The organism is Aquimarina latercula DSM 2041 (assembly GCF_000430645.1).
Classification (GTDB): Bacteria; Bacteroidota; Bacteroidia; order Flavobacteriales; family Flavobacteriaceae; genus Aquimarina; species Aquimarina latercula.
In genome coordinates this window covers 149,307-172,729 of sequence record NZ_AUMK01000014.1, presented here as the reverse complement: position 1 = coordinate 172,729, position 23,423 = coordinate 149,307, and the positions used below count along the sequence as shown (strand labels likewise).

Annotated in this window: 15 protein-coding genes; 8 read left to right on the top strand and 7 right to left on the bottom strand. The window is 31.7% G+C overall.

Going from position 1 to position 23,423, the window contains the following annotated elements:
• The first annotated feature begins 104 nt into the window (after window positions 1-104).
• Window positions 105-425, top strand: coding sequence for a YegP family protein (locus H526_RS0114510; RefSeq protein WP_027393674.1), 321 nt, complete (start codon window positions 105-107; stop codon window positions 423-425).
• Window positions 426-477: 52 nt separating this feature from the next.
• Here the strand turns inward: H526_RS0114510 and H526_RS0114505 are convergent, their stop codons facing one another.
• Both H526_RS0114505 and H526_RS0114500 read right to left on the bottom strand, forming a co-directional pair.
• A complete protein-coding gene (locus H526_RS0114505; RefSeq protein ID WP_027393673.1) occupies window positions 478-1,491 on the bottom strand; it encodes a threonine aldolase family protein in 1,014 nt (337 codons plus the stop codon).
• Window positions 1,492-1,530: 39 nt separating this feature from the next.
• Window positions 1,531-3,942, bottom strand: a complete 2,412-nt coding sequence (locus H526_RS0114500) for a zinc-dependent metalloprotease (RefSeq protein WP_027393672.1) — start codon at window positions 3,940-3,942, stop codon at window positions 1,531-1,533.
• A 106-nt stretch (window positions 3,943-4,048) separates the two neighbouring features.
• On the opposite strand from H526_RS0114500, the gene prfB reads away from it, so the two are divergent.
• Both prfB and arsC read left to right on the top strand, forming a co-directional pair.
• Window positions 4,049-5,147 (top strand): peptide chain release factor 2 gene (prfB, locus tag H526_RS0114495; RefSeq protein WP_155839701.1). Its coding sequence is split into 2 segments (ribosomal slippage): window positions 4,049-4,111 and window positions 4,113-5,147, totalling 1,098 coding nucleotides; the frame shifts between segments, so codons are not numbered across the junction.
• An 11-nt stretch (window positions 5,148-5,158) separates the two neighbouring features.
• The gene (gene arsC, locus H526_RS0114490; RefSeq protein WP_027393670.1) at window positions 5,159-5,500 is read left to right on the top strand and encodes an arsenate reductase (glutaredoxin); all 342 of its coding nucleotides are present in this window, start codon (window positions 5,159-5,161) and stop codon (window positions 5,498-5,500) included.
• Between the two features lie 65 nt (window positions 5,501-5,565).
• Here arsC and H526_RS0114485 read toward each other — a convergent pair whose 3' ends face one another.
• Window positions 5,566-8,196 (bottom strand): DUF5011 domain-containing protein, encoded by a 2,631-nt coding sequence (locus tag H526_RS0114485; protein ID WP_027393669.1) that lies wholly within the window; start codon window positions 8,194-8,196, stop codon window positions 5,566-5,568.
• Window positions 8,197-8,251: 55 nt separating this feature from the next.
• Complete coding sequence (locus tag H526_RS0114480; protein WP_035085647.1) at window positions 8,252-8,809, bottom strand: conjugal transfer protein TraO; 558 nt, start codon at window positions 8,807-8,809, stop codon at window positions 8,252-8,254.
• 294 nt (window positions 8,810-9,103) lie between these two features.
• On the opposite strand from H526_RS0114480, the gene H526_RS0114475 reads away from it, so the two are divergent.
• Window positions 9,104-11,548 carry a TonB-dependent receptor gene (locus H526_RS0114475; RefSeq protein WP_027393667.1) on the top strand — a complete coding sequence of 815 codons (2,445 nt, stop codon included), beginning with the start codon at window positions 9,104-9,106 and terminating at the stop codon, window positions 11,546-11,548.
• Window positions 11,549-11,668: 120 nt separating this feature from the next.
• Here the strand turns inward: H526_RS0114475 and H526_RS32170 are convergent, their stop codons facing one another.
• Window positions 11,669-11,845 carry a hypothetical protein gene (locus tag H526_RS32170; RefSeq protein WP_091412127.1) on the bottom strand — a complete coding sequence of 59 codons (177 nt, stop codon included), beginning with the start codon at window positions 11,843-11,845 and terminating at the stop codon, window positions 11,669-11,671.
• A gap of 184 nt (window positions 11,846-12,029) precedes the next feature.
• Here H526_RS32170 and fumC point away from each other — a divergent pair, with 184 nt between their 5' ends.
• Both fumC and H526_RS29225 read left to right on the top strand, forming a co-directional pair.
• A complete protein-coding gene (gene fumC / locus H526_RS0114465) occupies window positions 12,030-13,427 on the top strand; it encodes a class II fumarate hydratase (RefSeq protein ID WP_027393666.1) in 1,398 nt (465 codons plus the stop codon).
• Between the two features lie 162 nt (window positions 13,428-13,589).
• Window positions 13,590-14,765 (top strand): extracellular catalytic domain type 1 short-chain-length polyhydroxyalkanoate depolymerase, encoded by a 1,176-nt coding sequence (locus tag H526_RS29225; protein ID WP_051336169.1) that lies wholly within the window; start codon window positions 13,590-13,592, stop codon window positions 14,763-14,765.
• A 25-nt stretch (window positions 14,766-14,790) separates the two neighbouring features.
• Here H526_RS29225 and H526_RS0114455 read toward each other — a convergent pair whose 3' ends face one another.
• Window positions 14,791-16,236 (bottom strand): tetratricopeptide repeat protein, encoded by a 1,446-nt coding sequence (locus tag H526_RS0114455; RefSeq protein ID WP_211237841.1) that lies wholly within the window; start codon window positions 16,234-16,236, stop codon window positions 14,791-14,793.
• Window positions 16,237-17,028: 792 nt separating this feature from the next.
• Here H526_RS0114455 and H526_RS0114450 point away from each other — a divergent pair.
• Together H526_RS0114450 and H526_RS0114445 are read left to right on the top strand one after the other, a co-directional pair.
• Window positions 17,029-20,031, top strand: coding sequence for a T9SS type A sorting domain-containing protein (locus H526_RS0114450; RefSeq protein WP_081415630.1), 3,003 nt, complete (start codon window positions 17,029-17,031; stop codon window positions 20,029-20,031).
• Between the two features lie 710 nt (window positions 20,032-20,741).
• Window positions 20,742-21,968, top strand: a complete 1,227-nt coding sequence (locus H526_RS0114445) for a glycosyl hydrolase family 18 protein (protein ID WP_027393663.1) — start codon at window positions 20,742-20,744, stop codon at window positions 21,966-21,968.
• A 61-nt stretch (window positions 21,969-22,029) separates the two neighbouring features.
• On the opposite strand, the gene H526_RS0114440 is transcribed toward H526_RS0114445, so the two are convergent.
• Window positions 22,030-23,313, bottom strand: coding sequence for a cystathionine gamma-synthase family protein (locus H526_RS0114440; protein WP_027393662.1), 1,284 nt, complete (start codon window positions 23,311-23,313; stop codon window positions 22,030-22,032).
• Window positions 23,314-23,423: the final 110 nt, after the last annotated feature.

Here is a 23,423-nt window from a genome sequence, read left to right as displayed (position 1 = left end):
AAGGCTTAAAAAAACTTATTTGAATTTTAATCTATTTTTCTTTCTGCGTATTATTCTATATTTTTATCAAAATCATTCTAATATTCTTTAAAAAACTCGACAATATGTTTGAACTCAAAAATAAAGAGGGAAATAGTTACCATTTTACTTTAAAAGCTAAAAATGGGCAAGTAATTTTAAGTAGTGAGGTTTACAATAGTAAAGCTGCAGCTGTAAATGGAATTGCATCCGTACAAAAAAATGCTGCTGAAGATGGTAGATATGAAAGAAAAACTGCTAAAGACGGTAGGTTCTTTTTTAATCTTAAAGCAATGAATGGTCAGGTTATAGGAAGTAGTCAGATGTATTCTTCTGAATCTGGAATGGAAAATGGCATCAACTCAGTAAAAGAAAATGCTCCTGGCGCAGATACTAAAGAGGTATAGAGTTTATTAAATAAACATAAAAAAGCCACTCATTTATTATGAGTGGCTTTTTTTATATAGCTTTTAATTCTTCTAAAAAATACTCATGCATTTTCTGAGTATAATCTAAATGGGTAACAAACCTTAACTTACCTTGTCCCATTCCATAGAAATGAATATTTTTTTCCGCCATTTTTGTAATAAATTCTTCTTCATTTCCATCAATAGTAAATATAATAATATTGGTATCTATTGGCTCTACGTTAGTTACAAAAGACAATTTTTCTAGAACTTTACCAATCTCTTGAGCTTTTTTATGATCTTCTTGCAATCGATCTATATGATTATTAATAGCATATAATCCCGCTGCAGCCATATATCCTATTTGACGCATACCACCGCCCAAAACTTTTCTAATCCTAATTGCTTTTTGCATGATTTCTTCATTACCAATCAACACAGATCCCATAGGAGCACCTAGTCCTTTGCTTAAGCATACGGAAATAGTATCAAACAATTGTCCATAATCCTTTGGAGTTTCATTTTTAGCTACCAAAGCATTCCATAACCTTGCTCCATCTAAATGATAGCCCAAATTATGATCATCACAAATCTTTTTTATTTTTTTTATTTCTTCAAAATTATAACAAGCTCCTCCTCCTTTATTAGTAGTATTCTCTAAACACACTAAACTGGTCAAAGGGCTGTGGTAAAAATCCGGCGGATTAATTGATTCTAAAACCTGGTTAGTAGTAATCATACCTCTATGCCCATCAATTAATTTACAAGAAACTCCACTATTGAAAGACACTCCTCCCCCCTCATAATTATATACGTGCGCATACTTATCAGCGATTAACTGTTCTCCTGGTTGCGTATGCATTTTAATTGCTGCTTGGTTAGCCATACTTCCTGTTGGAAAAAACAGTGCATTGTCCATACCAAACATTGTTGCTATCCTTTCTTCTAAAGCATTGACCGTTGGATCTTCCTTATACACATCATCACCAACCTCGGCTTTCATCATTTCATTAAGCATTTCTGGAGTAGGTTTAGTGACTGTATCACTTCTAAGGTCTATTATCATGTACTACTGTAATTATTTTATTATTAACACCTGTTTTTTTTAGAAACTACATTGAAAACTTCCAATTGGAGATCCGTCTGGGATTTTTGGCGAAGGTAATGCTTTGAATTTTTCAGGTCTAGAAATAAAATCATCAATTTGCTTTATATAATAATCATTATATATTTTATTTACCCCTTTTTGTTTTTCAGAATTAAGCAAAGTTCTTATTTTCTTTAGAGTTCCAAATGCAACCGCATTCACCTGCGGATAAGTATTCTTACTATTTGTAAGATTCATTAAATGTTTAAGTACATTATTTTTTACAACATACCTAATTTCATTGTGATAATTATTTTTGGATGCAGTTTCAAAAACTGTATTAATAATTTTATCGAACATTTCTTCAGCACCTAAACTATTGGATTCTAAGCTTTTTTGTTGAATCAATCTAGAAATTCTTTCTGGATGTAGCAAAAGTGATAAACTCATATCACTTGCAGTCGAAGCTGCACTCAATGCATCGAATCCAACTCCTGTTTTACTTCCGAAGGATTCTCTGGTACGATTATATCCAAAAGCTCTTGGAGGAAACAACTTTAGTTTATCCTCTGGAATAGCTAATACTTCCGGCGACAAAGTTTTTAATATTTGTTCTAGGGCATCTTTCTGTTCTTTTGCAGAAATAGTTTCTACAATTGTTTGTTGATCTCCTTTGATAGCATAATTATAATTTAGTCCTCCTACTAATTTTACTGCCGCTTCTGTTTGATATCTATGAAAAAAATATAGCGGAACGAATACATCTTCTAAAACCGAATATGGTTCACCAGTTCTTATATTATCTTTAGAAAAGTTATCAATTGCTTTTGCTCTTACTGACAAGAGATTCTCTAATTCAGCAGAAGCATTTTTCCCATTATCCCATAAATGAGCTAAACCATGAGCTCCCCCTTGCGGTCTAGCATCACTATCTGATATAAAACGCAATCCAGAAGCATAAGCATTATCCAAAATTCTATTTAATGTTGATTCTTCATCTGCATCTTCTTTAAATTCAGAATAGCTATATGCCACTGTTACCTTATCCCAAGAACCTATTTTAGTATCGTAAGCTTCAGAGAAAACTATCTTATCATCATTTATTCTTATCAATGGGTGGGGATAATCCATTACGGAAGCTCTATCACTTGAACTAGCCGCAAAGTTATGAGCAAATCCAATAGTGTGTCCCACTTCATGGGCGGATAACTGTCTAATTCTAGCCAAAGCCATTTCTAACATTGGTTGATAATCATTATCTCCGTTTGCATATGGTTTATCAGATAACGCTTGAGCGATTAAAAAATCCTGACGAATTCTTAAACTACCTAAACTTACATGACCTTTCAATATTTCTCCAGTTCTAGGGTCCACTACACTTGCTCCATAACTCCATCCTCTTGTAGATCTATGCACCCATTGAATCATATTATATCTTAAATCCATTGGGTCAGCATCTTCAGGAAGCATTTCCACCTGAAAAGCATCTTTAAAACCAATCGACTCATACGCTTGATTCCACCATCTAGCACCTTCTAACAATGCAGATCTTACTGGTTCTGGTGTTCCAGGATCTAAATAATAAATAATAGGTTCTTTTGCCTCACTAATCGGTAATTCAGGATTTTTTTTCTCTAACCTATGTCTTTTAATATATCTTTTAACTATTGGTTCTTGTATTGGAGTTGCATAGTCTAAATAAGATATAGATAATGCTCCACTTCTTGGATCAAATTTGCGTTTCTTATAATTATTATCAGGTAATTCTACAAAAGAATGGTGCTGCGTTACTGTAAGCAGTTTTGAATCAGGCGCTACTGACCAAATATTACCACGCTTAGGCGATCCTTTATATGTTATCAAAGCTTCAAACTCAATATTTTTAGGAAAAGCCTTTGTTCTCTCTAAACTCAACGCACTTTTCGATTTATCTATACCATAAGAGCCTTCATTCTGAGCTTGTAATCGATTTATAATCCCATGAGTATCTTGCAATAAAAAAGGTGTTAAATCAATAATATAACTATCTCCTTTTTTTTCTTTTATAGGAAAACCAAACAAAACAGACTTTGCAAATGCTTGCTCTACACTTTTTTTCTCTAACTTATTTTCTGTTATTGCTCTGTATCTTTGATTAGGTTGTACCAATAATAGTTTATTTCCGGCCTTCTTAAACTTTACTATAACTCCATCTCCGATCTGCCCTCTATCTAAACCAATATCATTAGATCCTAAACCGGTAGCAAGTGAATGAACATATAAAAAATCTAAATCCAATTTATTTACCTCTAGATATATTTCGTCCTTACTTTGATTGTAGTAAAAATTAAAATAACCTTTAAAAGTTTTCAAATCTTTTTGTTTTTCTAAAAACTGTCCGGAAAGAAAGTGACTAACTACTAAAAATAAGCAGGTGATATTTATTTTCATTGAAAATGATTTATGTGATTTGCAAAAGCATTAAAACTATAAAATAATAGTAAAATTATTTCCTACTGAAGTGTTAAATCCTATTTTTGTCAAAAATAATTAAATTATGATTAATACTGAGACTTTACAGGATCTTAGGGAGCGCCTGGTTGCGTTAAGGAGGTATCTTTGACATTGATGCCAAATTAATAGAAATAGCGAACGAAGAAGAAAAAACTTATGCTCCTAATTTTTGGGATAATGCTCAAGAAGCAGAAAAATTAATGCGCGCATTAAATGCTGAAAAAAAATGGGTCTCTGAATATGAAAAGAGCGTTACTCTTGTTGACGACTTAGAAATACTATACGAGTTTTACAAAGAAGGTGATGCTACCGAAACAGAAGTTAATGAACGTCATTCCCTCGCTTTAGATCTTATAGAAAATCTTGAGTTTAAAAACATGTTAAGCGAAGAGGGAGATAATATGAGTGCCGTTCTTCAGATTACGGCCGGTGCAGGGGGAACAGAAAGTTGCGATTGGGCTAGCATGCTTATGCGAATGTATATGATGTGGGCAGAAAAGCAGGGTTACAAAATTAGAGAACTTAACTACCAAGGTGGAGATGTTGCTGGAATTAAAACTGTAACATTAGAAATTGAAGGAGAGTATTCTTTTGGTTGGTTAAAAGGTGAAAATGGAGTACATCGTTTAGTACGAATTTCTCCTTTTGATAGTAATGCCAAAAGACATACCTCGTTTGCCTCTATATATGTATATCCATTAGCAGATGACACAATTGAAATTGACATTAACCCTACCGATTATGAAATCATAACATCTAGATCAAGTGGTGCTGGAGGACAAAATGTAAATAAAGTAGAAACAAAAGTACAGCTTACGCATTTTCCTACCGGAATTCAGATATCTTGTTCAGATACTAGATCACAGCAAGAAAATAGGTTAAAAGCATTACAAATGCTTAAATCACAACTTTTTGAACTTGAACTCAAAAAACAACAAGTGCAACGTGATGAAATTGAAGCTTCTAAAATGAAAATTGAATGGGGATCTCAAATTCGTAATTATGTTATGCATCCTTATAAACTAGTTAAAGATGTAAGAACTGCAGAAGAAACTGGGAATGTAGATGCAGTAATGGATGGTAATATTGACGCTTTCTTAAAAGCATATCTTATGATGATGGGGCAAAAAAATGAAGACTAAAAATTAAAACTATGACAACAATTTATCATAATCCAAGATGTAGTAAATCTAGACAATGTCTTGCAATACTTGAGGAAAAAAAAGAAGATTTAGAAATTATCAAATATTTAGAAACTCCAATAACTGAAAAAAAGCTTACCGAAATAATAACCCTTTTGGAAATAAAGCCTATTGATTTAGTAAGAAAAAATGAAGCTATTTGGAAACAGGAGTTTAAAAATAAAGACTTGACAGATTCTGAATTAATTCGAATTATGTGCGAGAATCCTAAACTAATTGAAAGACCAATTGTAATAAAAAATAAAAAAGGGATTATTGGGAGACCACCCGAAAATGTAATCCAGATCTTATAAAATAAAAAAAATGCTGAAAACATAAGTTTTCAGCATTTTTTTTATTGAACTATTCAACTATATCATTATTGGGGTATTTCATTTCCAGGCCCCATGTTTTCATTAAATGTCTCTCCAGCTACCTGAATACTAAAACTGGTTCCACTATTTATACTTGTTCCATCTGGAGTATGTGATCCTGTGAAATTTGCTATTCCGTCTGTGGGCATTATAAATGTAAATCCACTTGTTTCATCGCTGCCATCTCCATCAGCATCTAAACACTGAGCTCCGCCAGTTAACCCCCAACAAGTAATTCCAATACCCAAATTAGTATTATTTGTACTTCGAGCTTCTATTACAGCGTTACCACTTCCTGTTCCTCCAGAACTCATTGAAACTTGGACCGTTGCTCCAGCCGGCGCAGTAAGAACACCTGTTAATCTATTAAAATTAATATTAGATTCTACTATTATTGTTCTAACTACCTCTATCGCATTATTTCCTGCTGCATCCTGTACATTATATTCTATTGTATAAGAAGCTGGAATATTTACATTAACACTACCTGTTGTAACTATTTGAGCAGTTATGTTTCCATCAACATTATCCGAAGCAGTTGCTCCAGAATCGGTATAACTACCTCCTTGTAATATTGTAATAGTAGACGCCCCTACCAAAGTAATAACTGGAGGGATATTATCAATAACTCTTACGGTTCTTGTAATTGTAGCAGAGTTTCCAGAAGAATCCTCCACACTATAAGTCAATACATAATCTCCCGGTGTATTAACATCAACAGTTCCTGAAACTGTAATATTCGCTGTTAAATTACCATCAACATTATCATTTGCATTTGCTCCTGGATCATTAAATACATTACCAATATTTACTAGAAAAGGATTAGTACCTTCTAAAGTGATAACTGGACTTGTGTTATCCACAACATTTACGGTTCTCGTTACTTCTGTAGTATTACCAGAAGAATCACTTACACTATATGTGATAATATACCCTCCAAGTGTATTAACATCAACAGTTCCCGAAGTTTGTATCTGATCAGTAATATCACCATCGATATCATCTGAAGCAGTTGCTCCAGGATCACTAAAAGCCACTCCAAAACTTAATTCTAAAGGATTATCACCTACAAGAGTAATTACTGGTGGATTATCACTAATAACATTAACCGTTCTTGTTTCCGAAACTTCATTACCAGCAATATCACTAACCATATAGGTTAACACGTATTCGCCAACAACATTTACGTTAACAGAACCTGTTAAAGTAATACCAGAACTTATATTTCCATCCACATTATCAGTTGCTGTGGCTCCAGGATCGTTAAAAGCATCACCTAACCTAACCACAAAAGGGTTATCCCCAATAATTGTAATTACAGGAGGAATATTATCCACTACATTAACAATACGCTCAACTGAAGTTGTATTTCCTGATGAATCCTCTACACTATATACTAAAGTATATGAACCAGGAACATTTGTATCAACCGAACCAGAAACTGTGATGTTCGCAGAAATATCACCATCAATATCATCACTTGCTGTAGCTCCAGGATCTGTAAACGAATCTCCAATATTAACCGTTATTTCACTAGAACCAATTAATTCTATAACCGGAGGAGTTCCATCAGGGTCTCTGAAATTCAAAATTAAAGATGCTTCTCTTGATACTGTTACAGTATTAGAATTATCAACTCTAAAATCCAAGGTATGCTCACCTTCTGAAGTTCCTATATAAGTTCCAATACTTGCACCAGCTTGAATTGGAATATTATCTCCAGCTTGATAAGTTTCTCCATTATACATTATATTACCTGTATTAGAAGTTCTATAATTCATTACATAACTAGATGTACCTGTAGTTTCTGTAATAACAAAATTTATAACAGCACCTGAGTTTGTTGTATATACTGTATCACTATCTAATGTTGCGGTAAACGTAAAATCTGGTGTATCTCCAATTTCAATTTGAAGCGTTTTAGTCTTAGAAACACCTAAACTGCTAGTTACAGTAAATTCTATTTCTACCATTCCAATTGTAAGACCTGTAAATTGCCATGAGGTATCACCTACAGGAATTTCTACTAAGGTTTCTGGTTCTATTAATGTATCATCAACACCAATACTACCTGTACCTTGCGTACTTATATCTACAGGAGCATTAAAGACATATTGTACTTCATAAGTAGCTTCGCTAATTTCTGCTATACTTAAGTTTAAGTCAATCTCTCCATTTACATAGGTTCCTTCTTCTGTAGGTACTACATCAAATGTAAAATCAGTATCATTTACATTATATGTTAGTATAAATTCCTCTTCCCTATCTAACCCATCTTTAATTGTAATTGTAACTTTATTCGTACCTATTGATGTTGCAAGATATTCTATGGTATACTCAGGTCCTTCAGGCAAGTCTACAAATTCATTTTCTACTACTTCAATAGTATTTAAAAAATAAGAACCTGTACCCTCTGTTACATTATATTTTATTTGATAATCTCCTGCCTCTATATCTCCAGCACCAACAATTGAAAAACTTGATTCTTCTTTAGTATCAACGAAAGCATCGATATTAGTTTCACTAAACTCAACTTTAAAAAAAACAACTAAATCCTCAGTAATTTCTTTAGTACAAGCAAATACTAAAAATACAAAGGTTAGTCCTGATACTATATATTGTAAAGACTTTTTCATCTCTTATTTATATTATAATTTTAAACAATTTTATTAAAACAAATCTTCTAAATACTTATTTCAATATTAATTTCACTCCAGCACCAAAGTATGGAGTAAGCTCCCCTATTTCACTATTGAAATGATATGTTTCCTGAATTTTTATGTTAATGGCTACCGTAGGAATTAAGAAAATATCCGCATCCAAACCTGCATAAGCCCCGAAAACTAAACTACTAGGTTCTATATTTAATTTTTCTCCGGTTTCTAAATCTTCATCACCATTATTAATAACTTCACTACCTACAGTACCTCCTGCTCCTAATGAAAGTGCGAATGTTCTTTTATTATTCCTAAGAACATCAAAAAAGAAACCTGCATTAAATGCGTAAAGGTTTACCGGTATTTCTATCTCATTAAAATCTAAATTTGTAAAGTTGGTTTGGACACCAAATTGTAAATAATCGAATTCATTTACTTTATAATCCAACGTTACTAAACCTCCAAAACCTCCGTCGACATAACCACCTGTTAAAGACAGCGCCATTTTATGACTTTGAGCATACATTGAAATCGAAGAACTAAGAATAAACGCTACTACCAATAGAGACTTATTCGTCAAAAGTTTTTTCATAAACCCTAATTTATTAATTTGTATTACTATCTATTTAGCTTTTTTTTTAGCAAAATTTGTTTACAAAACTAAAAAACCCTAACGTATTTCACACTATAATTATTGCCTCATTATTGTAACTAAATTCGCTCAAATCCCAATAAATATGCAGTATAATCAACTTTTTGTTAAATTAACTTAATTATTATAACTCATAATGCTTTGATTATAAATAATATACATTATTTAACACGTATTTAACCCTTATGCATATAGCCTAATTATATTTTTGGGCACCCAATCAAAACAGAAAGTATGAGAAAATATATTTTAGTGTTATTAGTCGTATTTTTAGGATTTTCGTCTTTTGCGCAACAAAAAGAAGTAAAAGTAACAGGAAAAGTCATTGATAAAGAAACTAATGAACCTTTAGAATATGCAACAATTTCTTTCTTTAGTATTAAAGAGAATAAAATTGTCACAGGTGGAATTACTCAAGCCAATGGTAGTTTTAATATTCAAGTACCAGCAGGAATATACAATATTTCTATAGAATTTATCTCATTCAAAACAGAAACACTACTAAAGCAAAGAGTCTTTAAAAACACTGCTCTAGGAACAATTGGTCTAGGACTCGATACTGAAGCTTTAGATGATGTTGTCGTAATCGCAGAGAAAACTACAGTCGAAATAAAACTTGATAAAAAAATATATAATGTTGGTAAAGATCTTACAGTTAGCGGAGGTACTGTAAGTGATGTTTTAGACAACGTTCCCTCTGTTTCCGTTGATGTAGAAGGAAATGTTGCTCTGCGTGGAAATGATAATGTACGGATATTGATTAATGGAAAGCCATCTGGTTTAGTAGGATTAAATAGCACAGATGCTTTAAGACAACTACCCGCAGAATCTATAGAGCGTGTAGAAGTTATAACTTCTCCTTCTGCTCGTTATGATGCCGAAGGGACTGCAGGAATCTTAAACATCATATTAAGACGAAGTAAATTACAAGGATTAAATGGAGCTCTTACATTTAACACTGGCTATCCTTTACAAGCTGGTGTTTCGGGAAATTTAAATTATAGGACAGGAGACTTAAATTTTTTCACGACTTCTGGGTACAATTATCGTGAAGTTCCTGGTAATTCATTATCTGAGACACAATTTTTCAATTTTGATTCTGATACTCAGGTTGATGAACCCGATACTTTTTTAAATGAAAAAAGAGATTTCGACAGAATACGTAAGGGTCTTAACACTAATGTAGGATTAGAATGGTATATAAATGATAGCTCATCCATTACAGGGTCCTTTTTATATCGTTCTAGTGATAATGAAAGTAACACATCTAATTTAATAACAGAACCTGATGCTAATGGTAATATTTTAAGCAGTAACCTGCGTTTTGATCCTGAGGTAGAAGATGACATCACTAAACAATATTCTATTAATTACAACAAAAATTTTAATGACAGTGGTCATAAATTAACTTTTGATTTTCAGATAGAAAACAGTGAAGAAGAGGAAGACTCTAGAATTACTCAACAAAATATTTCTACCATAGAATTGGTAAATACTTTAGAAAAACAAGATCGTATTCTTATCCAATCCGATTACGTATTACCTATAGGAAAGAAAAGTCAATTTGAATTAGGTTATAGAGGAAACTTTAATGAATTAGACACTGAATTCTTGGTTCAATTTGATGATAATGGTATTGTAACAACAGATACTAATTTATCTAACAATCTAATTTTTAAAGAACAAGTAAATGCTGCTTATACTCAATTTGGAAGTAAAGCAGGAAAATTTTCTTACTTACTAGGACTTCGATTAGAAAGCACAAGAATAACTATCGATCAACAAACAAGTGGTGATTTTAATAAAAAAATATATACCGATATATTCCCTACCATAAATTTAGGATATAAATTATCAGAAAAACAGAGTGTAACACTTGGTTATAACCGAAGAATAAGAAGACCTCGATCTAGATTTATCAATCCTTTCCCCTCTAGGTCCAGTGCTACCAACATATTTCAAGGAAATTCGGATCTAAATCCTAGTTATTCCAATGTATTTGATCTTGGGTATTTAAATAGAATGGGAAAACTTACTCTTAATTCATCTATTTATTACAATCGTTCTACCCAAATATTTACTTTTATCGCAGAAGATACTGGTGACACCGCTACTATCGGAGATGGAACTATAGTTCCTATTATTAGAAGAAATCCTATAAATTTATCCAGTTCTGATCGCTATGGATTTGAATTTACCTTAACCTATAATCCTAGCAAGAAATGGAGAATTAATGGTAATTTTAATGCTTTTCAAAACAACATAAAAGGAGATTTTAATGGACAAAATTTTGATGCAGATAATTTTAGTTGGTTTGCACGTTTAAATAATAAGATTACCTTGCCTGCTAAAATAGATTGGCAAACTACTGCCTTTTATGCTGGGCCTAATGAAAATGCTCAAACCAAAAGCGAAGGGTTACTAAGTGTGAATTTGGCATTTAGTAAAGATCTATTTAAAGAAAAAGCTTCCTTAACTTTTAATGTTAGTGATTTATTTAATAGCAGAAAACGCCAAAGTGTATCAACTACCGAAACGTTTGTTACAGATAGCGAATTTCAATGGAGAGAACGAAGCTTTACCATGTCATTTACATATAGATTTAATCAAAAAAAGAAAAGACAACGATCTAGAAATAATTTCAATGGTGGCGGCGAAGAATTCGAAGGAAGGCCATAATCAACTGATCTAAAAACAACTCTAGTATTTATAAATAAAACCAAAATTCAATAAAATTAAAAAGAGGGAAATGATTTAATCATTTCCCTCTTTTTAATATATAACTAAGTCTATTATTATCTAAGCTTCTCCTCTAGCCTTTCTTTTAGCCTCTTGCTTTAATTTAAAGTTTTCAATAGTAGCTCCAAAAATCCAATAAGGAACAACAAATGTTAACAAGAATATCATTAACCAAAATCCAATAGTAAGGATCGTTAAAAATGCTAAGAAACCAAGGTATTGATCAAATTCGAACATAATAGTAATCTAATTTCAATTTTTGCCAAAGATAACAACTCTTCTTTTTATCTCATAGCATTAATATAAATTATTTTTAAAACTAAAACTTTAATCAATTTCCTCTCTAAAAAGTACATTCTTTATTCAGAAAAAGCTCTACAAATTCTTAAATTTGCCGTTCGAAAAACAAATCATCATTGCTATGGAATATAGAATAGAAAAAGATACAATGGGCGAAGTAAAAGTGCCTGCTGATAAACTTTGGGGAGCACAGACGGAACGTTCCAGAAATAATTTTAAAATTGGAGCACCTTCATCAATGCCATTAGAAATTGTATACGGTTTTGCTTATCTAAAGAAAGCTGCAGCTTTTACAAATTGTGAATTAGGAGTTCTTCCGATAGAGAAAAGAGATCTTATCGCGCAAGTATGTGATGAAATTCTAGAAGGAAAACACGATGATCAATTTCCTTTAGTTATTTGGCAAACTGGTTCTGGTACACAGAGTAATATGAATGTAAATGAAGTTATTGCTAATCGTGCACATCAAATAGCTGGTAAAACAATCGGTGAAGGTGAAAAAACAATTCAACCAAATGATGACGTAAATAAGTCTCAATCCTCTAACGATACTTTTCCAACAGGTATGCATATTGCTGCCTATAAAAAAATTCTAGAAGTTACAATACCTGGTATTACTCAATTAAGAGATACACTTAAAAAGAAATCAGAAACTTTTAAAAATGTTGTAAAAATTGGACGTACTCATTTTATGGATGCTACTCCACTTACAATAGGTCAAGAATTATCTGGTTATGTTTCTCAGTTAGATCACGGACTTAAAGCTCTGGAAAACACATTACCACATTTAGCAGAAATCGCTTTAGGTGGAACTGCTGTTGGTACCGGTTTAAATACTCCAAAAGGATATGCTAAAAGAGTATCTGAGTTCATTGCTCAGTTTACAGGATTACCGTTCATAACTGCAGAAAATAAATTCGAAGCACTAGCAGCTCACGATGCTTTTGTAGAAACACATGGAGCATTAAAACAAATAGCTGTTTCTTTAAATAAAATAGGAAATGATATTCGTATGTTAGCTTCTGGACCAAGAAGTGGAATTGGTGAACTTATCATTCCAGCGAATGAACCCGGAAGCTCTATTATGCCTGGAAAAGTAAATCCTACTCAATGTGAAGCATTAACTATGGTTTGTGCGCAGGTTATGGGTAATGATGTAGCTATCAATGTTGGTGGAATGCAAGGGCATTTTGAACTAAATGTTTTTAAACCCGTTATGGCTGCAAACTTATTACAGAGTGCCCAGTTAATAGGTGATTCTTGTGTTTCTTTTGATGTTCATTGTGCGCAAGGAATAGAACCAAATCAAGCAAGGATTACAGAGTTATTAAATAATTCATTAATGTTAGTTACTGCTCTTAACACAAAAATAGGATATTACAAAGCTGCAGAAATTGCTAATACTGCTCACCAAAATGGAACTACTTTAAAACAAGAAGCTGTTGCATTAGGTTATGTTACGGAAGAAGAGTTTGATCAATGGGTTAAACCAGAAGATATGGTTGGTGCACTGAAATAATAAATTTCACATCATAAAATAAAGCCAGATTATCAATAAAATCTGGCTTTTTTGTTTTTTCTAATTAAAAAAATTAACATCATACTAACTATCGTAAAATATTCGTTATTCTAGAAATCAACTAACTTGTAAATCTAAGTTCACACAAAATCAAAAAATAATATGTTCTCTTTTAAAACCAAAAAAAATAATCTAATTCAAAAAAAAGCCACCAATTTCCTTTTCATATTTGGTTTTTTTATTGGTGGAATTGCTCAACAAACTATAAACAGCACTTTAGAACATGACGGAATAACAAGAGAATACATTTTATATGTTCCCGCATCATATAGTAATGGATCTTCAGCTCCTTTAGTCTTTAATTTTCATGGATACACATCCAACGCTAATGATCAGATGTTTTATGGAGATTTTAGACCTATTGCAGATACAGAAGGTTTCTTAATTGTTCATCCCATGGGTACTGTCGATAACTCCGGAAATACTCATTTTAATGTAGGTTGGGGTACTAGTACTATTGATGATGTTGGTTTTACAGAAGCATTAATTGATGAAATATCTTCAAATTACACTATAGATGCTAGTAGAATTTATAGTACCGGAATGTCTAATGGAGGTTTTATGAGTTATAAATTAGCTTGTGAGCTTAGTGAGCGTATTGCAGCTATAGCTTCGGTTACGGGGACAATGAATAAAAACCAACCAAATACTTGTAATCCATCACATCAGATTCCAGTAATGGAAATCCATGGAACATCTGATACAACTGTACCTTATGAAGGAGCAAATTGGATAGAATCTACTCCGGATGTAATGAGTTTCTGGGCAAATTTTAATAATTGCGAAACCTCAGCAGAAATTACTAACCTTGCTGATACTGCTCCCGATGATGGTTCTACTGTAGAATATCAAGTATTTAAAAATGGAGATAATGGAGCACGTGTTGAACATTATAAAATAAATAATGGCGGACACAAATGGCCCGGTTCTAATTTCAACTCATCTGGAACTAATTACGACATTGATGCTTCTGCTTTAATTTGGGATTTCTTTTCGAAATATGATATAAATGGTGAAATTACAACATTGAGTATTGATGAAGTTAATGGTGATAATAGAACATTACGTATTCATCCTAATCCCGTAGGCTCTATTATTACGGTAGATTTTAAAGTACAGGAACCTTTAGATTATTCTATTTTTACAATTGAAGGAAAACTAACTTCTAAAGGAACTATATCAATTACAAATAATACCATTGATGTTTCGCATCTTGTATCGTCGACGATTTACTTTTTAAATATTGGAAATACTAGTATAAAGATTCAGAAAAAATAAATATCATTTTTTTCTAATCGGCTTACTAAGTACTGGTTAACTGATCTAAATATTCTTTCAGGCTTAAAGATTCTGACACGTTCATTTTCTTCTTAATCCTACTTCGAGAAGTCTTTACTGTATCAGCAGATACGCCAAGAATACTTGCTGTTTCTTTAGTGGTTAAATTAAGTTTTGTGAATATGCAATATTTAATCTCTGTATTTGAAAGCTGAGGATGAACACTTTTAAGACGAGTAACCATACCTGGATATCTCGATTCTATTCTATCACTAATAGCAGATAAGTTATCTCCAGACACCATTAAGTCCTTTACTTTCTTTTTTAAAATTTTTGTGTTTGGGTCAAATTTATCAAACTTATCAATTTCTTTTTTGATCTCTGCAAACATCTTTTGACGGTTAGCTATTGCGACTAAAGTCATATGCAACTCATTTTCCCTTAATTCAATCTTATCTTCTAAAAGTTGTTTCTCGTTCTTTTTTGTCTCCTTCAATTCTCTATTAACTTTAATATTTTTGAGTAATAAGAAAAAACATAAAACTCCTATTAATGATATAATTGCTACTCCTGTAATTATATTGCTCTGCCTTTTATTTTTTGAAATTAAAAGCTTATTCTCTATATCCAGTTGTTTGTTTAGTAATTCCTCTTCAATAAGTTTAAAACCGATCTCATTATTTTTGATAACAGTTTTATTATTTAATGAAGTTAAACTATCCTTAATAGCATAATATCTATCTTTGTTTTCTTTAGCCTTTTTCCACAAATTTTCTTTAGAATAAACTTCTGAAAGCTTTAGATAGCTCTCCATGCTTTTCCGGTCATCTTTTTCTCTTTCTATATGCTTTAAAAATAGTATCTCCGATTCTTTCAATCTATTCATCCCTAAGTAAATCATACCTAAATAGAAATCTTTGTCCCAATTAAAATCATTACCAACTAAATAATAAACTCTTTCTGCTTCTTCACTTTTATTCATAAGTAAATAAACATCACAAAGGCTAATTAAAATATTATTCTTAATTAGATGATGCTGATACGTTTCTGAAATCACTAAACCTTTATTTAACCAGATTAAAGATTCTTCATATTTTTTTTGTCTCTTTAAATTCAAAGCTATATTTTGATGTAATTGACAATAATGAATAGAACTTTTTTCAAAATCTGGATCCATAAGATTTTGCATATAATAATTGTTAGCTAGCTCATAATCTCCTAACAAACTATAAGTAGAGGCAATATTTATTTGTAATGCACGTAGTATGACATTATGTTTATCATTACCCTGTTTCTTATAATAATTATATGATTTAAGATAAAACTCTAATGATTTTTTATAATTTTTAATTCTACCATATATACTTCCCAATGATAAATAGGAATTGTACAGTTGTTTATCTAAGTTATTTTTTTTGCTGATTCTTATAGAATTATTGATATGGTAAAAAGCACTATCAATTTTATTCAACTTTCTATAATAAAAACTTAGTATTAGATGCATTTTACTAATTCCCCTAGGGTAATCTATTTTAGTACTAGCATCAAGAATATTGTATAACTTTTTTGGTTCATTATAATTTTTATCGAGTACAGATATCAAACTATCAATTTCATTAGTTTTAATGATATTATTTCCTGTTTGTGCAAACGAAAAAGTGGCATAAAAAAACAGAAAGAAAATCACTCTCAATCTTCCACTATCTTCTTTTTTTTTATTTAAATGATATTTCTTTTTGATAGTATGCTAGTTTTCGAATTATCTTTTTATGAAGATATTCCTTGTTCTATATTAATAAAGTAAAAAAGTCATTTTTATTTTCAAAAAAATACCAAAACAAAACTAACAATCAATAATACACTAATAAACAGTGTTTTACACGCCAAAAAACAATCTTTTGTTTACCTTTTATCAACTCCAATGAATCATTCTGATTACACAAAATCAACCTTTTAATAATTGATTTTCTTTTAAATACAAATAGTTTTACAATTCAAGTAATTATCTATTATTAAAACCAGAATTAATTTTAGTTAATCTCTTCTACATCATTTAACTATAACATAATGCCTATGTAAAAAAAAATAAAGCTTACAAATACAATCTTTTCTCCCTCTAGTATTAAAAAGTATTGAACAATCTGAATATAGTTAAACTTAAATAATTGCTATGTTTTTATTCATTTAATATGATTGTTCTTTTCAAAATTCATTAGTCCTTTTCTATAAGGATCTTAACATTAATACTAACGTTTACAAAATCATGAAAAAAACTAATCTCAATAGATATTTCTATCTATTACTTTCCCTAATCTACTTCTCACCTTCGGGATATGCACAAATGATCAATATGTCGGATATCATTCCTGACAATACTGCAACTCATACTTCTATGAAAACTGGCGATTGGAATGACCCAGATACCTGGAATACAGGATCTATACCTGGTTTATCAGCCATTGTAGTAATCAAAAAGGAACACACCATAACATACAATGTAAATAGTAATGCCCACATATTTGCTATAAGAAATGAAGGTAAAATGATATTTAGAGCACCTTCTAATACTCCAAGGAAACTAATTGTAGATACATTTTTCTGTGGTATGATGTCTGAGTTAGATATAAAAGCTAACCTACCAAATGCCGGTACGATTGATATTCATTTTAAACCTTTTGATATAGAAAGTAAAAAACGAGGAGATATTACAGGTACACGCTGGAACAATCAAGCAAGAAGTCACTATTCGGATGGAAAACTTATGAATGATCATTTTAATAATCGACTATTTAGTGATGGCCCTGGTGTTTTAGGAAGATACGAATGGGATCCCGAACAAGCTAGTTTAGGTTTAATGACCATGGGAAAAGTAACAATTTTAGGGCAAGAAAAAACTGGTTTTTTAAGAACTACAGAGGCAACTCTTCGAAGAAAAAACAATGTAACATTAGAGTCCATACCAGAAAACTGGGAAGTAGGCGATCAAGTTGTTTTATCTGGGACTCAATCGATTTTCAGGAACTCTGTAGCTAACCCTACTAGAACCCAAGATGAGGAGTTTATAATCACATCTATCGATGGTACTAATATTACTTTTGATGACCAAACTATTTATGCACATACTGGTATTGTCGAAGAAAACCTTTTTTGTCATTTATCAAATTTAACAAGAAATATTACCTTTAAATCTATAAATTTCACAGACGGAAATAACAATAAAAATGATGATGTTACGCGTCGCGGTCACACCATGTTTATGAGAACAACGGATGTAAAAATACACAACGCATCATTTAAAGACCTAGGAAGATCAAATAAATCGAATATTCTTGATGATTTTAAATTTGACTTAAGAAGAAGAGGAACTGACGGAGATGACTATAATAAACCTATTGTTGAAATAGAAAATTTTATAGAAGAAAAAGCACTACCCCAAAACATCGAGAATCAAAGAGGAAGATATGCAATGCATTTCCATAGAATGAAAGATTCTCAAACCAGAATGGCAGAAGCACATGGATTAGCCGTTTGGGGTTCTCCTGGATGGGGTATGGTACACCACGATAGTCACGCATCATTTAAAGATAATGTGGTTTATTTTATTAATGGAGCAGGTATGGTAGCAGAAAGTGGTTCTGAAACAGGTATTTGGGAAGATAACCTCGTTACGACAGCTAGGGCCGATCATCCCAATTATTATTTTGCAGAATTACATAGAGATGAACCCAGCACTATTAATGCAGCAGTAGAAAGGATTTTAGATGATGATTTCAGAGGTGGTGAGGCTTATGCACTTGTTGGGAGAGCCGTTAGAATGATTAATAATATAGCCGCTTCCTCTAGAGAAGCATATGCATACGATGCTGCTGGTACCGTTGTAGGGTTAAGAGATAAAGTAAGAGCTAATGTCTATCCAGTCGATATGTTTCCTTTACAAGAATATGTAGATCGAGCTGCAGTTCCATTATTAGAGTTTAGGGATAATGAAGCATATGGTTGTAGTAGTGGATTTAGATCCAAATTTAGAGCTGAACAGGCATATCATCATAATTTATCAATAATAGATAATCATAGAGTCTGGAACACAAATAGAGCTTTATATATTACGACTAATTTTGGATATATGATTCGAAATGGAAAATTTTGGGGTGGTAATGCAGCTGGTCTTCTAGGCGGTTCTACAGATAATTTATGCGTAGTAAATACAACCTACTATGATTGGGGAAATGATGGTTTTACTGATGGTTCTGGAACTCAATCGACTCCAGATCATCAATTAAATTTTGTTAATGTAAAAATCCCAGGGTTTACAAGAAATAAAATATACAGGAAATTAGATAACACTAATGAAGCAATATATAGCTCAGATGTGTTCGACACCGACACGAGTATAGACTTAGAACCTAATGCACAAATGGATACTCAAATTAATGTGAATAGAGGAGATTTTATAGTAGCAGTAAGCGGAACTATAACGGATCGTTTAGGAGCATACCCGTTTGGCCATAGCTATTTTCGTCGTTTTCCTACTATAAGAAACAGAACATATGACTTTACAAATAAGGAAACTCTAGAAGAACACATAAGAAGATATGGTATAGAAGAAGATTCTAGAGGTACTTACACTACAATAACAGAATTTATATCGGATAGAGCAACCGGGGAAACTTTTGGTATCGATATTAGGATTAACATTATAGGACTTAATGCCGAAGACTATCGAACAGGTGATGAACCAGAATTAACTGTTCTGCAACCTACGGAAGCAACCACACTATTCGCTGGAGATGATCTAATAGTTAGAGCTGATGCCAATGATCCTGATGGTATTAGGGAAGTTAGATTATATCTCAATCAAGAATTAATCAGAATAGACACTGAAGCTCCATATGGTTGGGGAGGAAACCCTCTGTTACAAAATGTTGCAGAAGGCCGATATAGAATTAAGGTAGTTGCTATAGATAATACAGGCCAAAGAACCAAAAAAATTATAGTATTAACAGCTTTACCAAAAGCACTAAAAGATGTAGGATTTGACAAAGAAAATACAGGAGCTATTGTTGTTACTCCAAATCCTGCAACTGGATCAAATATTACTATATATCAAAAAGGAAATCTATACCTAAGATTGTATGATATTACAGGAAAAAAAATAATGAAATTAGATGTAAATTCTCAAGAACTAAACATAGACATATCAGAACTATCTAGCGGACTATACATCCTTAAATCGGATAAAACTAGTAGGAAATTTATCATTCAGTGATTTAAGAATTGAAGAAAATAAATAAAAAACCGGATGCATAAACATCCGGTTTTTTGTCCCCATTATTATAACTAAGTATTAGAATTTCCCCCAAAATTCTAATATACTGTTTCTTCCAATTGACAATCACATCCTATCTGTGTATCGCATGGCTACAAGCCTTCGGAAGTTCTTTTAAAAATTTTTTTAAAAATTTGAAATTTATACGAAATGGTTTCATAATATTTTGTGTAAAATTGTTTTATATGATCTGAATTTTTATTTAAAAATAAATTTAAGTGGTCTTTTTAATCATATGAAATAATGATATTATTTATTATTTCATATTTAGCTATTATATTATCTATGAATAGCGTGACTGCTTGCTTTAGGTAGTTCTTGTAAAAAATCTAAAATAAAACGAAAGTTAATGCCCAGTAAGTTCATAATGCTGTATGTGTAAAAATTATTAGTTTGTCCTTATTAATTATTTCCGGTACAAATATACTTCAGGAATACAAACAGCGCAATGGGGGAAAACACCCGAAATGCATAGTGAGATATCCCCTAACAACAAACAAAACACTAACAAACAGCTGTTTACGTTGTTTTATTGTATTAAAAAAATATTTAAAATAGCATCATTTTTATAAAATCTATTATAATTTCAGGTGTTTTAATGAAAAACATAAAGCTATTTTTATTTATTATGTAAGTAATTCTAAAATATTATGAAGAAACTATTCTTTATCATTAGCACACTTATTCTTTTGATCAGCTGTAATACTAATAACGAACCTGAGCAAAAGAATAGAAGCCCAATACAATCTAATAATAGTAGTTACATTAGTGATCGTCAATTACAAAATCAGAAATTCGAAAATTATAGCTTTAAAAAAGAATCACAATGGGATAGTTTACATAAAAGAGTACACAAAAAAATAATTCACAAAAAAGGAAAGGTGCATCCAGATATAAAAACATTTGGCTGGCATATATACGCTAACGGCTCTTCCTATAAAAATTATAATTTTTCCATGTTATGGGGACTCTCCTATTTTTCTTATGAGATACAATCAGAAACGGGCTGCTACAAAAGTATTCATCAATGGAAAACTACACCGTTAATTGATAGTGCTAAAACAAAAGGCTGTAAAGTGTTCTTATCAGTTTCTAATTTTGGTGGTAAAAACAACGGTACATTCTTAAAAAATCCAAAAGCTCAAAAAACACTAATAGATAGTATATCAAGTTTACTCGCTTTTAGATCTGCGGATGGTATAAATATTGATTTTGAAGGAGTATCAAAAGAAGATAAAGAAAACTATACTAATTTTATTATCGAAATTTCTAAAAGCCTAAAACAAGATAATCCTAATTATATGATATCTCTATGTCTTTATGCAATTGACTGGAATGATGTTTTTGACATACAAGCTATTGATCCATATATAGATTTTTATACATTAATGGGATATGATTATTATGGTAGTTTTAGTAAAACGACAGGACCTGTAACTCCTTTTAAAACAAGTCAACTATTTGGAAATGGCTTAGAAACATCTGTTGATTATTATAACAAGAAGGGGATACTCCTTAGTAAACTAATTATTGGATTGCCTTACTACGGAGCTGAGTGGTATACTAATAGTTCTGAAATAGGTGCAATAGTTAATAAATTTAAATCCCATCCAAGGTATCATACGATAAAGAATATATATATGGACTCACTAAAAATACCAGTTCAGTTTGATAAAAAAAGTTCTTCAAGTTACCTGATTATTGAAGATAGCAGCAAAAAATACAGACAATTATTTTTCGAAGACACTACATCGCTATCGATTAAATATGATTGGATAAAAAGCAATAAAATAGGAGGCGTTGGTATTTGGGCACTAGGATATGATGATGGTTATACGGAATTATGGGATTTATTAAATGAGAAATTTTCAGAATAACAGTAAAATATAAAAACCCAGACACTTTGTACCTGGGCTTTTTAACTTTGGATAACTATTTTTAAACAGTTTCTACTTCTAAAGCATTGGCTATATCAACCTTTTCCAATGCTTGCTCTAGATCCCATATCAAATCTTTAGCACTTTCTACTCCAATAGACAATCTCACTAATTGATCCGTAATATTCATCTGTTGTTGCTGTTCTTCGTTTACACCAGCATGTGTCATAGTTTTAGGATGTTCTGATAAACTTTCCGTCCCCCCTAAACTTACTGCTAGTTTCATTAATTTAAGATTATTAAGAAACATAAATGCTTCTTTCTCACCACCTATAATATCAAAAGAAACCATTGCTCCTGGAGCAGAACATTGTTTCGTATAAATACTATGCGCCTCTGTTCCTTCTTTTAACAATCCTAAATAATACACTTTTTCTACTTTAGGATGTTTATCTAAATAATCAGCTACAATCTGAGCATTCTTAGTTTGCTGATCCATACGTACTTTTAGTGTTTCTAAGCTCCTTAACAATAACCAAGCTGTATGCGGACTTACCATATTACCTAAAAAAGTACGTAAAGTTTTAACTCGGATCATTAATTCCGCATTTCCTAAAACCGCTCCAGCAATAAGATCACTATGACCTCCTATATATTTGGTAGCAGAATACAATACCAGATCCGCACCACACTGCAATGGATGTTGCCATAAAGGTCCCATATATGTATTATCAACAGCAACCAGTGCTTTTCGATCCTCTGTATTATATTTAGCAGCAATCTGACTAAATTTTTCTATATCTACAATATCATTGGTTGGGTTTGCCGGGGTTTCTAAATAAATCATAGAAAGTTTATCTGCCTTACCCGAAGCTTCTATCATTTGCTCCACTTCTTCTATACTCTGGTTTGGCATTACCCCAATAGTATCAACTCCTATTTTATCTAAGAAATGATGAATAAAGTGATCCGTTCCTCCATAAACTGGATTACTATATACCAATAAATCACCTGGCTTTAAGAATTCTAATAATACCGTACTAATAGCAGACATTCCACTCTCAAATACAGCACAATCATCTGCTTTATCCCAAAGACATAATCGGTTTTCCAAAATTTCTAGATTAGGGTTATTAATTCTACTGTAGATCAATCCCAATTCTTCCTTTTCTGATTTCTCTCTTAGACCATAAGCTAATTCAAAAAATGCTTTCCCCTCTTCTGCTGTTTTAAAAACAAAAGTTGATGTTTGAAATATTGGGCATTTAATGGCTCCTTCAGACAATTCTGGCTTATAACCATATGTCATCATTAAACTCTCTGGATTAAAATTGTGATCTTTCATTTCTTTGGTTTACTGTATTTATTAATTGTTCTAATGAATTTCTATAGAAGAAATAATTAGCGTTTATAACTATATAAAATTAGTTATAAAAGAAATAAAAACTATTTTAA

Coding starts and splice junctions, on each gene's coding strand:
- H526_RS0114450 (WP_081415630.1), top strand. CDS start 17,029: ATGAAAAAAACTAATCTCAATAGATATTTCTATCTATTACTTTCCCTA.
- H526_RS0114505 (WP_027393673.1), bottom strand. CDS start 1,491: ATGATAATAGACCTTAGAAGTGATACAGTCACTAAACCTACTCCAGAA.
- arsC (WP_027393670.1), top strand. CDS start 5,159: ATGACAACAATTTATCATAATCCAAGATGTAGTAAATCTAGACAATGT.
- H526_RS0114485 (WP_027393669.1), bottom strand. CDS start 8,196: ATGAAAAAGTCTTTACAATATATAGTATCAGGACTAACCTTTGTATTT.
- fumC (WP_027393666.1), top strand. CDS start 12,030: ATGGAATATAGAATAGAAAAAGATACAATGGGCGAAGTAAAAGTGCCT.
- H526_RS0114445 (WP_027393663.1), top strand. CDS start 20,742: ATGAAGAAACTATTCTTTATCATTAGCACACTTATTCTTTTGATCAGC.
- H526_RS32170 (WP_091412127.1), bottom strand. CDS start 11,845: ATGTTCGAATTTGATCAATACCTTGGTTTCTTAGCATTTTTAACGATC.
- H526_RS0114500 (WP_027393672.1), bottom strand. CDS start 3,942: ATGAAAATAAATATCACCTGCTTATTTTTAGTAGTTAGTCACTTTCTT.
- H526_RS0114440 (WP_027393662.1), bottom strand. CDS start 23,313: ATGAAAGATCACAATTTTAATCCAGAGAGTTTAATGATGACATATGGT.
- H526_RS0114475 (WP_027393667.1), top strand. CDS start 9,104: ATGAGAAAATATATTTTAGTGTTATTAGTCGTATTTTTAGGATTTTCG.
- H526_RS29225 (WP_051336169.1), top strand. CDS start 13,590: ATGTTCTCTTTTAAAACCAAAAAAAATAATCTAATTCAAAAAAAAGCC.
- H526_RS0114480 (WP_035085647.1), bottom strand. CDS start 8,809: ATGAAAAAACTTTTGACGAATAAGTCTCTATTGGTAGTAGCGTTTATT.
- H526_RS0114510 (WP_027393674.1), top strand. CDS start 105: ATGTTTGAACTCAAAAATAAAGAGGGAAATAGTTACCATTTTACTTTA.